Annotated in this window: 11 protein-coding genes; 6 read left to right on the top strand and 5 right to left on the bottom strand. The window is 53.5% G+C overall.

What is annotated here, in order from left to right; all coding sequences use genetic code 11:
- Positions 1–31: 31 nt before the first annotated feature.
- The 4 genes from ACR0L3_RS03680 to ACR0L3_RS03665 form a co-directional block, all read right to left on the bottom strand.
- On the bottom strand, positions 32–2,449 hold the full coding sequence (locus ACR0L3_RS03680) for an aerobic carbon-monoxide dehydrogenase large subunit (RefSeq protein WP_480743737.1): 2,418 nt from the start codon (positions 2,447–2,449) through the stop codon (positions 32–34).
- Entirely contained in the window at positions 2,446–2,940 is a 495-nt protein-coding gene (locus ACR0L3_RS03675; RefSeq protein WP_480743736.1) for a (2Fe-2S)-binding protein, read from the bottom strand. The genes ACR0L3_RS03680 and ACR0L3_RS03675 overlap by 4 nt, the downstream gene beginning before the upstream one ends.
- Positions 2,941–2,952: 12 nt before the next feature.
- Positions 2,953–3,786 (bottom strand): FAD binding domain-containing protein, encoded by an 834-nt coding sequence (locus ACR0L3_RS03670; protein WP_480743734.1) that lies wholly within the window; start codon positions 3,784–3,786, stop codon positions 2,953–2,955.
- A 139-nt stretch (positions 3,787–3,925) separates the two neighbouring features.
- On the bottom strand, positions 3,926–5,026 hold the full coding sequence (locus ACR0L3_RS03665; protein WP_480743732.1) for an MHYT domain-containing protein: 1,101 nt from the start codon (positions 5,024–5,026) through the stop codon (positions 3,926–3,928).
- A gap of 633 nt (positions 5,027–5,659) precedes the next feature.
- On the opposite strand from ACR0L3_RS03665, the gene ACR0L3_RS03660 reads away from it, so the two are divergent.
- The 6 genes from ACR0L3_RS03660 (at position 5,660) to ACR0L3_RS03635 (ending at position 11,317) form a co-directional block, all read left to right on the top strand.
- Positions 5,660–6,790, top strand: coding sequence for an ABC transporter substrate-binding protein (locus ACR0L3_RS03660; RefSeq protein WP_480743730.1), 1,131 nt, complete (start codon positions 5,660–5,662; stop codon positions 6,788–6,790).
- 51 nt (positions 6,791–6,841) lie between these two features.
- Positions 6,842–7,762 carry a branched-chain amino acid ABC transporter permease gene (locus tag ACR0L3_RS03655; RefSeq protein WP_480743729.1) on the top strand — a complete coding sequence of 307 codons (921 nt, stop codon included), beginning with the start codon at positions 6,842–6,844 and terminating at the stop codon, positions 7,760–7,762.
- Positions 7,759–8,745 (top strand): branched-chain amino acid ABC transporter permease, encoded by a 987-nt coding sequence (locus tag ACR0L3_RS03650; RefSeq protein WP_480743727.1) that lies wholly within the window; start codon positions 7,759–7,761, stop codon positions 8,743–8,745. The genes ACR0L3_RS03655 and ACR0L3_RS03650 overlap by 4 nt, the downstream gene beginning before the upstream one ends.
- Positions 8,738–9,487, top strand: coding sequence for an ABC transporter ATP-binding protein (locus ACR0L3_RS03645; protein WP_480743726.1), 750 nt, complete (start codon positions 8,738–8,740; stop codon positions 9,485–9,487). Before ACR0L3_RS03650 ends, ACR0L3_RS03645 begins: the two co-directional genes overlap by 8 nt.
- A complete protein-coding gene (locus tag ACR0L3_RS03640) occupies positions 9,484–10,170 on the top strand; it encodes an ABC transporter ATP-binding protein (protein ID WP_480743724.1) in 687 nt (228 codons plus the stop codon). Before ACR0L3_RS03645 ends, ACR0L3_RS03640 begins: the two co-directional genes overlap by 4 nt.
- A 367-nt stretch (positions 10,171–10,537) precedes the next feature.
- Positions 10,538–11,317 (top strand): DUF2189 domain-containing protein, encoded by a 780-nt coding sequence (locus ACR0L3_RS03635; protein WP_480743722.1) that lies wholly within the window; start codon positions 10,538–10,540, stop codon positions 11,315–11,317.
- A 91-nt stretch (positions 11,318–11,408) separates the two neighbouring features.
- Here the strand turns inward: ACR0L3_RS03635 and ACR0L3_RS03630 are convergent, their stop codons facing one another.
- Complete coding sequence (locus tag ACR0L3_RS03630; RefSeq protein ID WP_480743720.1) at positions 11,409–12,359, bottom strand: glycosyltransferase family 2 protein; 951 nt, start codon at positions 12,357–12,359, stop codon at positions 11,409–11,411.
- Between the last annotated feature and the right edge of the window lie 5 nt (positions 12,360–12,364).

Below are 12,364 nucleotides of genomic sequence, written 5' to 3'. Positions count from 1 at the left end.
GCGCCGATTGCCAGCGCGACGGCTTTTCCTCTTAGCCATGCATTCCCAGACCGTTGGCGATCTTCCAGATGCGCCAGTGGTCATGCGGCATATGGCTTTGTACAAGACCAAATGGGCGAAATGCGTCGTGTACCGCGTTCGAGAAACAAGGCACGCCGCCGACATTGGGGCTTTCACCCACACCCTTGGCGCCGATTGGGTGATGCGGAGACGGTGTCACCGTGTAGTCAGTGATATAATTCGGCGTCTCCCACGCGGTCGGCAGGAAGAAATCCATTAGCGTGCCGGTCTTTACATTGCCCATCTCATCATAAGCAATTTCCTGACCCATTGCGATCGCCAATGCCTCGGTCACGCCACCATGTACCTGCCCGTCGATGATCATCGGGTTGATCCGGGTACCACAATCATCAAGCGCATAGAACTTCCGGATGTCCCATTCGCCGGTATCAACGTCGATTTCCATGACACAGATATAGGCCCCGAACGGGTAAGTCATGTTCGGCGGGTCGTAGTAGCTGACAGCTTCTAGGCCGGGCTCTAGCCCTGGGATCGCTTGGTTGTAGGCGGCAAAAGCGATTTCCTTCATGGTCTTGAACCGTTCGGGCGCGCCTTTAACGGCGAACCGGTCGACGTCCCATTCGACGTCGTCGTCATGGACTTCCAGCAAGTACGCCGCAATCATCTGCGCTTTGGCGCGGATTTTGCGCGCGGCCATTGCCGTCGCCGCACCGGCAACTGGAGTAGACCGAGAACCGTAGGTCCCGAGACCGTATGGAGCAGTGTCGGTGTCGCCTTCCTCCAGCGTGATGTCATCCGCTGGCAGACCGATTTCACTGGCGATGATCTGAGCAAAGGTCGTGGCATGGCCTTGACCCTGACTGATTGTTCCCAACCGAGCGATGGCGGAACCGGTCGGATGTATGCGGATTTCGCAGCTATCGAACATACCCAGACCGAGGATATCGCAGTTCTTCACCGGTCCTGCACCCACGATTTCGGTGAAATGCGTCAAGCCAATCCCCAGCAATTTGCGAGTCTTGCCGGCTTTGAAATCCTCTACCCGCTGCGCCTGTTCGGCCCGCAGACCTTCATAGTCGACAGCTTTCAGCGCCTTGTCCCAAGCGGTGTGGTAATCGCCCGAGTCATATTCCCATCCCAGCGCGGACTGATAGGGGAACTGATCGGCCTTGATGAAGTTGATCCGGCGTAGCTCGGCTGCGTCCATGTTCAGCTTTATGGCCAGAACCTCTATCATCCGTTCGATGAAGTAAGCCGCCTCTGTCACTCGGAACGAGCAACGATAGGCCACCCCACCCGGTGCCTTGTTGGTGTAGACACCATCCACTGCCAGATAGGCGGTCGGGATATCGTACGACCCCGTGCAGATGTTCATGAAACCGGCCGGGAACTTGGTCGGGTCGGCACATGCGTCAAATCCACCATGATCCGCTGTGGTGTGGCACCAGAGACCAGTGATCTTGCCATCCTTGGTTGCGGCGATCTTGCCCTGCATCCAGTAGTCGCGGGCAAAGGCAGTGGACATCAGGTTTTCCATCCGGTTCTCGACCCACTTCACCGGCTGGCCGGTGACAATCGAGGCGACGACCGAGCAGACATAGCCCGCATAGGCGCCGACCTTGTTTCCGAAGCCACCACCGATATCAGGGCTGATCACCCGGATATTGTGCTCGGCCAGACCCGAAATCAGCGACACAACAGTCCTGATGGCGTGGGGGGCCTGGAACGTGCCATACAGCGTCAACTTGCCGGTCACCTTATCCATCGAGGCAACACAGCCGCACGTCTCCAGCGGGCACGGGTGAGTCCGATGGTAATAAACCATCTCTTCGGCCACGACATCGGCCTCACTCAGAACTGCTTCGGTGGCGTCCTTGTCGCCCTGTTCCCACGTGAATATGTGGTTGTGATGCTTGCGCGGGCCATGGGCACCCTCGGTCTGACCCGCAAGGTCTTCACGCAGGACAACATCCGATTTCAGCGCCTCGAACGGGTCGGTCAGGACGGGAAGTTCTTCGTACTCGACCTCGACCAGCTCTGCCGCATCTGCTGCGATGTATCGATTTTCGGCGACGACATAAGCGACTTCCTGGCCCTGAAACAAAACCTTGCCGTCGGCCAGCACCATTTGCTTGTCACCGGCCAGCGTCGGCATCCAGTGCAGGCCCAGCGGCGCCAGATCCTCGGCAGTCAGTACGGCAACCACACCAGGCACGGCCATCGCGGCGTCTTTGTTCACACTGACAACGCGAGCGTGCGCGTAAGGCGAACGAACAAAGGCACCGAACAGCATCCCATCCAGTTTGATGTCATCGACATAGTTACCTTTGCCTTGGGTAAAACGCACATCCTCAACGCGTTTGCGCGAGCTGCCCATCCCTTTGAGATTGGCGGCGCGTTCTTCGGGGGTCATGGTTTGATCGTTCATTCCGCGGCCTCCTTCTGAGCGTTCAGCATGTCAGCCGAAGCCGAGATTGCTTTGACAATGTTCTGGTACCCTGTGCAGCGGCAGAGGTTGCCTGCCATGCCAAAGCGGATTTCCTCTTCTGTCGGGTTCGGGTTTTCCTGCAGCAGGCGATGCGCCCGGGTGATCATGCCCGGCGTGCAGAAGCCACATTGCAGCCCGTGATGTTCACGGAACATCTCTTGCAGGACGCCAAGGCTGCCATCATCATTGGTCAGGCCTTCGACGGTGGTGATATCGGCCCCGTTTACTTGCGCCACGAAAGTTGTGCAGGATTTGACGGACTTGCCGTCGATATCGACGGTGCAAGCGCCGCAGTGGCTGGTCTCGCATCCAATATGAGGACCAGTGATTTTAAGGTCTTCCCGCAAGAAGTGGATCAGCAGCGTGCGCGGCTCGGCCAGACCTTCGACCTCTTTGCCATTCACGGTGAGTTTGACGTGCATTTTCGGCATTGTTTCCTCCCCTCAACCCGCGCGGCTTTGCGCACGGTCGATGGCGCGGCGCAGCATCACGGCGGCCACATGTTTCTTGAATTCGACAGGGCCGCGGTTATCGGCCACAGGATCTATCGCATCGAGCATCGCAGCCACGCAGCCGTCCACATCCCCGCCTGCCAAGGCGGTGCTTGCGGTTTCGGACCAGATGGGCGTATCAGCCAGATTGGTCATTGCAACTGACGCTGTTCCATTGCCGACCATCACCGCAGCGGCGGCGGTGGCGTAATCCCCGATCTTACGCTTTTGCTTTTCATAGGCTTGCCCGACGCCCGAGCCCGGCACCGGGATCAAGATACGCGTCAGGATTTCCTCATCCTCGCGTGCGGTGAAATAAGCGGCCTCATAGAAATCGCGCGCGGCAACACTGCGAGAGCCATCGGGACCAGACAGTTCGAACGTAGCATTCAGGCACTGCATCAGCCCCGGCATGTCATTCCCCGGATCACCATTGGCCACGTTGCCACCAACAGTGCCCACGTAGCGTACTTGTGGGTCAGCGATTTGCAACGCTGCCTCACGGATCAACGGAACGGCCGAGGCCAAGCCATCGTGGGTGATCAATTCGTGCTGGGTCACCATCGCGCCCAGCGTCACGGTGTCAGAGCCAACCTCAATGCCTTTCAGTTCCTCGATAGCTTGAAGATCGACCAAGTGGCCCATCTCAGCCATGCGCAGCTTCATCATCGGGATCAAGCTGTGCCCACCCGCGATAACACGCGCCTCGTCTCCATGTTCCTGCAGAATGCCAATAGCCGAGGCGATATCGCCTGGCCGGTGATACTCAAAACCGGCTGGTATCATTTTTTTCCTCCCTGGGTCCGGACAAATTGCCTTGGGGGACCTGAAGTCAGAAAAAGATCGAAGAACGAAGGGTTCCAGCCAGCGCAAACAGGTCGCGCAGCTTGTTTCACGAAATGCGAATAAGCAGCACGAGTTGCGATTAAAGGCCTAAGGCGTCTCGGACATCATTCAGTCGGGATCGGCTGACTGGAACCTTGCTCAGCGCATCAACACCGTCAAAATAGCATGTGCCATTATCCTTGTGGCGCTCAAAGCTTGAAACATGTTTTGGGTTCAACAAGTAGCTACGGTGTGCGCGCAAAAAACCGTACGGTTTCAAGCGCGTTTCAGCCTCGGTGATCGACCAGGGGCAGAACAACTTCTCTGCTCCCATATAGAGAACGGTATAGTGCCCTTCGGCCCTGACGGCTGCGATGTCACTGGCCGCGCTAAAGAATGTTTGCCCCTCACGCTCGAAAGGAACGCCCGCCCGCATCTGTGCGGGCGCAGTATGTTCAGGTTCGGGGGTCGACGGTTCTTCTTCTCCCTGCGCCTCGACCCCAAGGAACGTCACCCCTGTCAGAAGGAATGCACCGCAGATCAGGAAAACAGCGACTGTGACACCCATAGCCAGTACTTGATTGTTCAACGCGGGCCCTGCCCCACTTGCGTTGTCACTCGCAACAAAATCGGTCAGCCCCGTTGCTACAAAATGCATGATAAACACTGCCAGTCCAAAACAGACTGTCCCAAAAAGGATATTGCGTTGGCTGCGTTTATCGTAGGCGACCCAGATTGCCAGAACTGACAACACTACGGACCCAAGCGTTGCGATCACCACATCCAGCGCATTGTAAACCGGACGACAAAGCTCCATCCCGGCCATTCCGACATAATGCATGACAACTATGCCTAGCCCCACGATCACGCCGGCAGCCACGATGGTCGAGAGGGTTCTGGGACGGAAATGCAAAATCAATAGCGCCAAACCCACCATAAGAATGGCGACCAGCGCCGAAATAAGGGTGACCAGTGCGTCGTAATAAAAAAGAATTGGCAGCTGCAGGCCCAGCATGGCGACAAAATGCATGGACCATATGCCCCCGCCCAAAATGACGGCAGCCAACGCAACAACGAATTTCCGCTTTTGGTTATCTAATTCAGACGCACCATGGGTTAGATGGAGACCTGTAAATCCAGCCATCAGCGCCACGGCCAATGACGCCGCCACAAGCCACGGGTTATACGTGTATTCTAACATTTAGATAAACGCGTCCTCCCCTGCGCGTGAATGACGTTACCAAACTGCGGTACACGGGACAATCTTCTCAGATTTGACGTGCCTTAGTGAATGATCCTTCGACCGTAATACCAAGCGCACATAGTTTTTAGCAGATCTGTGACACGGAAAATTCTTAGAAAGTCACCTCGGCAATCTTTATCCGTTCATTTAAAAATGCGCTTCGCGCTGGATAAGCTATGGCCGACCCCAAGAGTATTGCGCGCATTGCAATTAGATCTGTTTTCATTGGTGCTAAGTCCGTGCTTATCGGCAACAGTGGCGCGCTTCCTCAGCTTGGACGCATCCTGCCCAACACGAGGCCTGACCTGATTGAAGTGGTAAATAGCAATTTAACGAACGACGGCGAACGCTTGCAAATTAGGCATAAGCACGATTCAGCAAGTCGCTGTTTCGGTTTCGGATCGTAGGGCTTTGGTTCTCGATTTGAATGCCAAACAGCCCACCCCGTTCGGTTTACTTTGTAAGGATTGGTTCACTACACGTATGTGTAAGCCGATGTTCCCGGTTGCATTACAACCGAAAATTTTCCACCTAGCTGTTCAGACGGTTTGAATTCTGTTTGAACTAAGAAGAGTAAGTAGGGAGAGGTACATGAAAACGCGTTTTATGGCAGCAGCGGCTACGGCACTTTTTGCGACGGGCGCAATGGCAGATGTCAAAGTCGGTATGATCACAACTCTATCCGGCGGCGGAGCTGGTTTGGGAATAGACGTGCGCGATGGGTTTATGCTGGCGATTGAACAATCCGGCCGCGACGACATAGAAGTTGTGATCGAAGATGATCAGCGCAAGCCGGACATCGCCGTGCAACTTTCGGACAAAATGATTCAATCCGAGCGTGTTGATGTTATGACCGGGATCATCTGGTCTAACCTTGCCATGGCAGTTGTACCAGCTTCGGTTAACCAGAACGTGTTCTACCTTTCACCTAATGCCGGGCCTTCAGCTTTGGCTGGCAAAGGATGTCACCAAAATTACTTTAACGTTGCATGGCAGAACGACAATTTACACGAAGCTGCGGGTGCTTACGCCAATGATGCCGGGTACAAGAATACCTTTATTTTGGCACCAAACTATCCCGCTGGAACAGACGCCCTGACCGGCTTCAAACGTTTCTTCAAAGGCGATCTTGCCGGAGAGGTTTACACCCAACTTGGTCAGACAGACTACGCCGCCGAGATTGCCCAGATCAGGGCAAGTGATGCGGATAGCGTCTTTTTCTTTCTACCGGGCGGGATGGGTATTTCGTTCCTGAAACAATATGCGGACAGCGGTGTCGACCTGCCGGTTGTAGGTCCGGCTTTCAGCTTTGATCAGGGTATTTTGCAGGCTGTTGGGGATGCCGCGCTAGGCGTTGTGAACACATCGCAGTGGAACAAGGACATCGAAAACCCGACCAATGCGGCTTTTGTTGAGAGCTTTCAAGCAGAATACGGCCGCCTGCCGTCACTCTATGCAAGCCAAGGTTTTGACACTGCAAACTTGCTTTTGTCCGCATTAGAAAAGGCCGACCCGTCCGATGCAGACGCATTCCGTGAAGCGTTGCGCGCCGCTGACTTCGACAGCACGCGTGGAGATTTCGCATTTGGTTCGAACCACCACCCAGTGCAGACAATATACGCGCGCGAAGTCGTGAAAGAAGGCGACGTGTTTACCAACAAGATCATCGGGCCCGCTTTGGAAAGCCACTCGGACGCTTATGCGGCCGATTGCAAAATGTGATCTTCTTCTGCCTGCCTTCAATCCGAGGGCAGGCAGGTTACCGGAGTTTTCATGTCATCGATCCTACTATTCGAGCAGTTCTTAAACGGGCTGCAATTTGGCGTCATGCTCTTTTTGATGGCAGCCGGCCTTACGCTGATCTTTGGGGTAATGGGGTTGATCAATCTTGCCCATGGCTCACTCTACATGATCGGAGCATTTGCCGCAGCAGCTGTAGCAGGCGTCACCGGGTCATTCTTTTTGGGGCTCATTGCTGCGCTTACCTCTGCCGCATTGGCAGGGGCCATCATAGAAATCGCAGTCATTCGACGGCTCTATAACGCTCCGCATTTGGATCAGGTTCTGGCGACTTTCGCTCTGATCCTGATCTTTTCTGAGGGCACGCGATGGGTATTCGGGTCCTTCCCACTTTTTCTTGATATTCCCGAAGCCTTATCTGGCCCTGTGACGTTGCCCGGTGGGATAGAATACCCGCTGTATCGCCTGACCCTTATTCTAATCGGGATGGTGGTGGCTGGTGGGCTCTGGCTACTGATCGATCGTACACGCATTGGCATACAAATACGTGCTGGTGAAAACGATCGCGAAATGATTGCCGCGTTAGGCGTCGATATATCAAAGCTTTACACAATCGTTTTCGCGCTGGGTGCTGCGCTTGCCGGATTTGCAGGCGCATTGGTGGGTGCGATCCAATCTGTTCAGGTCGGTATGGGTGAGCCCGTCTTGATTCTGGCGTTTGTGGTTATCGTCATTGGAGGTATCGGATCTATCCAAGGGGCGTTTATTGGGGCGCTTCTGGTAGGCCTCACAGACACGCTTGGTGGCGTGCTCTTACCTGAACTGTTCAAAATGTTCATGGACACAGGAGCCGCACAAAAAAGCGGTTCTGCCATTGCATCCATGGGAATCTATATTCTGATGGGGCTTGTTCTGATCTGGCGCCCGACCGGCCTGTTCGGAGCACGCGCATGAAATTGAATGAATGGTATCTCAATGCCGTGGTGTTGATCGGGCTGCTGGCACTGCCGCTTTGGGCGCTTGCAACGGACGAACCGTTTACAATCACATTGGTGACAAGGGCGGTGATCCTTGCTCTGGCGGCGGTCGGACTGAACCTCATACTAGGGATCGGGGGTATGGTCAGCTTTGGCCACGCCGTTTTCTTTGGTATCGGCGGCTATACAATGGGCATTCTTGCCTACCATGCGCAAACCTACACATCATTGAATCTTGGTCTGTTCGAAACAAGCGGCACGAACTCAATGCCAGTAATTTGGGTATTTGCAATGATCCTTTCAGCGATCGTTGCGCTGTTCATCGGCCTTTTGTCGCTGCGTACCTCGGGCGTGTATTTCATCATGATCACATTGGCATTCGGTCAGATGTTTTTTTACTTCGCAATTTCGTGGGCGCAGTACGGCGGAGAGGATGGGATCTCAATTTACGTTCGTAACGAATTTCCGGGCCTCAACACGCTTGTTCCGATCCAGTTCTTTGGCGTCTGCTTCGTACTGTTGTGCACTACCCTATTTCTGTTTGCCCGAATTCAGTCTTCGCCGTTCGGGTTGGCCTTGAACGCGGCCCGTCAGACGAAATCAAGAGTTGAATCTGTTGGTGTGAATCCAACGAGCATCAAACTATTGGCGTTCGTCGTCTCAGGGGCGGTCACTGGGTTGGCGGGCGCGTTGTTTGCCGACCTAAACCGCTTCGTTTCTCCGACTATGTTCAGCTGGCAATTGTCTGGTGAACTCATCGTGTTGATCGTTATAGGCGGTGTCGGACGTTTGATGGGACCGGTGATAGGCGCATGTGTGTTTGTAGCGCTGGAACATTTTCTTGGTGAATTTACGGACTATTGGCATGTGTTTCTCGGGATTATCCTTTTGTGCGTCGTTTTGTTTGGCCGAGGCGGCCTTATCGGATTGATCACCGGTAAGGAGGGGGCGCATGTCTGACCCGGTACTGGCAACCTTCGGGCTCAACAAAAGTTTTGGGGCTTTGAATGCCACACGCGACGTATCTATTGATCTTAAACCCAGAGAAATCCACGCTATCATAGGGCCGAATGGTGCAGGAAAATCTACTCTGATCAAGCAGATATGCGGCGAAATTCACCCGGACAGCGGACACGTCACACTGGACGGTAAAGACGTATCCAATTTATCCACGTTTGCACGTGCTCGTGCCGGGTTAGGACGGACATTTCAGATTTCCGACCTGTGCATGGAAGACACTGTATTGGAAAACGCGGTACTTGGCAGCCTGGCCAAAGAAGGCTCAGCTTGGCGGTTTTGGAACAGCGCCTTAAAAACAAAAGCCCTTCGCGACCGAGCAGAGCAAGCCTTGGAGCGCGTCGGCCTGATCGACGAAGCCGACAAGCGTTGTGCCAATCTCAGTCACGGGCAGCGCCGCCAATTGGAAGTCGCCGTTGCGCTTACACTTTCACCTAGGGTTTTCGTCATGGATGAACCGATGGCTGGACTTGGGGCCGAAGGTTCTAGGCGCATGACTTCATTTCTGGACGGGTTACGAGAAGAGGCCCCTATTTTACTGGTGGAACACGACATGGATGCCGTTTTTGCGTTGGCGGACCGGATCACCGTTTTGGTCTATGGCAAAGTCATCGCAACTGGGTCGTCGGACGAGATACGCCGTAGTCAAAACGTTCGCGAAGCCTACTTGGGGGACATGGAATGAGTTTTTTGACCGTCCAAAACCTCACTGCCTCATATGGGGTGAGTCAGGCTCTTTTTGGAGTCGATCTGACCGTTGCGGAAGGTGAAGTAACCGCCTTGTTGGGACGGAACGGAATGGGAAAATCAACAACGGTCAAGGCGATCTGCCGAATGATCCAATCCCAGGGTATCATGACCTTGGATGGGATTAACTTGCACAATCTTCCCAGCCACAAAGTCGCCCGCAAAGGTATTGGCCTTGTTCCCGAGGGGCGGCGTTGTTTTTCCGATCTGACCGTGCGCGAAAACCTGATCTCGGCGGCGCGTCCGGGCGAATGGAATATGAACAGCGTAACCAAACTGTTCCCTAGACTTGGTGAACGCAAAGACCAGCGCGCAGCCTCACTGTCCGGAGGAGAGCAACAGATGCTTGCCATAGGCCGAGCATTGATGACAAACCCGCGCCTGTTGGTATTGGATGAGGCGACAGAAGGTCTTGCGCCGATTGTTCGGCAAGAAATTTGGGCTTCCATTCGGCAACTGAAACGCGAAACCAACGTTGCAATTTTGCTTATCGATAAGTCGCTTAAGGAACTGGCGGCCATAGCAGATAAAGCTACAATTCTCGAGCGGGGTAGAACCGTTTGGACGGGTGCAATGACGAGTTTAACGCCTGAGATCACTGAACAATACATTGGTATCTGAAGTTTCTAGTTTCTTTGTGAAAGCTCTGCGGCTCAGTCAAAAATCTATTCAAGCATTAAAAAACGGCCTGAGAAAACAAACGGTTAACGCGCTCCCTACTCCGATCCAGCGCTAAACCTGTGCACTTTGCAGGTCGACAACTTAGCAAGGTGCCCCGCTGCCGTTCGAAACTCAGTTGCCGTACTCAAAGCTTGCCCTTACGACACACCTGATGCAAAGTTGTTTCCCGATGAGGAGTGCCGGTTTAACCGCTGGGCCTATCGCCAAAAGGGTCAGCCCTACGCCTTGCTTTCGGAGGAGTGTTTTTGTGACATCCAAGACCGCAGGACCCAAACAACCAGAGAACCATGCGCCGCGGCAACAAACCATGCCCGAAATTAACAAGGTGACCGCAGAAGATATCACCGCATCTTTGAAAGCCGGGTTTTCCGATTTTCTGGCACGCCCCTTCATGAGCGGCTTTTTCGGGCTGTTCTATGCGGTTTTTGGAATTCTGTTTGTCTGGGGCCTGGTCTGGCTCGGAAAAATCTGGATGATCATCCCCGCCATAATCGGCTTTCCGTTGGTCGCGCCTTTTGCCGCAGCCGGGCTATATGAAATGTCCCGTAGGTTGCAGAAGGGTGAGAGCTTCGGTTGGTCTGAAATCCTAACCGTCATGGCCAATCAACGAAAACGCGAAATGGGCTGGATGGCTTTTGTCACCTTATTCATTTTCTGGGTATGGATTTATCAGATTCGGCTTTGGCTGGCGATCATCCTACAAAACGCATCCTTCTCGGATTTTGAAGGCTTTCTAAACACCGTATTTTTTACACCGCAGGGTTGGACCTTTCTTGCTGTTGGCACCTGCGTCGGCGCATTCCTTTCGGCTGTGCTTTTCTCAGTGACCGTGGTCGCCATGCCCATGCTGCTTGATCGCGAAACCAATTTTGTTTCCGCCATGATAACATCAATTCGCGTCGTTTCGGAAAACCCAGTGGTCATGTTGACTTGGGCAGCGATCATTTCGGTTACAATGCTGTTGTCGATGGTGCCTGCCTTTTTGGGCCTGATTTTTACTCTGCCAATCCTTGGCCACTCTACATGGCATCTCTATCAGCGGGCCGTGACACCGGCGGACGGCGGAACTGCCTCGTCGTCACCTTAAGAAGGTGTCCTGATTTCGCTCAAATGCGGTTTCAGAAGGAGGCATCTTGGAATGAGGCTCCCTCGAAATGCCAAAAATGGGCAGTCCCCAATCAGGTTTTTTTCGTAATTTGGCGAAAGAACTTACGAAGCGCTGTCTGCTGTCCATTTCGATAGAAAACCAACGAAAGCTCTCGCAAAATGTGTCGGCGTTTGCGCCTCCAGGCAACGGAAAACACTTCTCGAAGACATGATGCCTTCTCGCCTAAACCAATTTCAGATCGAAGCACCGCTTTGGTAGTTTCGTAATAATATCGGGTCTCTCTGAACGTTCTCGTTCCTTTGAAGCGCGGGTCCATCCAAGCAATCGCGTCACTTTGTGATTTGAGCACGCTTTCGGTGAACGAACTACTATGACGACGGAACTGTAAATTGCTGCTGGGTACGTACAGAATTGGTCCCATCAGCAGCATCTCGGATACAAAAACATGATCGCTGCGAACGTAGTTTCCGTGCAATCCAGTGCGGGCCACCAAGTCACGTCGAAACAGACCGAAAAAGACCAGCCAATCTGTACCCATCCACAGAGCTCTTTTGAATCGTGAAAGCGTATTTTGGTCTGACGGATCAATTGGCAAAACCAAGTCTTTAATTTTGTTCCTATCCCCGTCGACGAAAGTGACACTGGGTACAGCACCGACTGCGTCCGAACTGGTTTCCAAGACTGCAACACAATCTTCAAGCATATTGGCTCCGAGAACATCGTCGTGCGGGCACCATTTGAAATAGACACCAGTGGACTGCAAAAACACGAAATCATAATTTGCTGCGGCGCCTTGGTTCTCTGGTTGGCGAATGTACCGAATACGATCATCAGTCCTTGCATACTCTTCACATATTCTTTGCGTTTCATCCGTCGACGCATTGTCACTGATGATAAGTTCAAAGTCAGTGAACGTCTGTGAAAGGATCGAATCCAGTGTCTCTACGATATAGTTCTCACCGTTGAAAACGGGCAGTCCGAGTGAAACGATCGGACGCGACGGGGACGCGCTTTTATTCACTTGAA

Source organism: Ruegeria sp. CK1, from assembly GCF_056536545.1.
This window is presented reverse-complemented; position numbering and strand designations above follow the sequence as displayed.

Excerpts from the sequence above, each read along its gene's own strand:
- ACR0L3_RS03680 (WP_480743737.1), bottom strand. The coding sequence starts at position 2,449 with ATGAACGATCAAACCATGACCCCCGAAGAACGCGCCGCCAATCTCAAA.
- ACR0L3_RS03675 (WP_480743736.1), bottom strand. The coding sequence starts at position 2,940 with ATGCCGAAAATGCACGTCAAACTCACCGTGAATGGCAAAGAGGTCGAA.
- ACR0L3_RS03670 (WP_480743734.1), bottom strand. The coding sequence starts at position 3,786 with ATGATACCAGCCGGTTTTGAGTATCACCGGCCAGGCGATATCGCCTCG.
- ACR0L3_RS03665 (WP_480743732.1), bottom strand. The coding sequence starts at position 5,026 with ATGTTAGAATACACGTATAACCCGTGGCTTGTGGCGGCGTCATTGGCC.
- ACR0L3_RS03660 (WP_480743730.1), top strand. The coding sequence starts at position 5,660 with ATGAAAACGCGTTTTATGGCAGCAGCGGCTACGGCACTTTTTGCGACG.
- ACR0L3_RS03655 (WP_480743729.1), top strand. The coding sequence starts at position 6,842 with ATGTCATCGATCCTACTATTCGAGCAGTTCTTAAACGGGCTGCAATTT.
- ACR0L3_RS03650 (WP_480743727.1), top strand. The coding sequence starts at position 7,759 with ATGAAATTGAATGAATGGTATCTCAATGCCGTGGTGTTGATCGGGCTG.
- ACR0L3_RS03645 (WP_480743726.1), top strand. The coding sequence starts at position 8,738 with ATGTCTGACCCGGTACTGGCAACCTTCGGGCTCAACAAAAGTTTTGGG.
- ACR0L3_RS03640 (WP_480743724.1), top strand. The coding sequence starts at position 9,484 with ATGAGTTTTTTGACCGTCCAAAACCTCACTGCCTCATATGGGGTGAGT.
- ACR0L3_RS03635 (WP_480743722.1), top strand. The coding sequence starts at position 10,538 with ATGCCCGAAATTAACAAGGTGACCGCAGAAGATATCACCGCATCTTTG.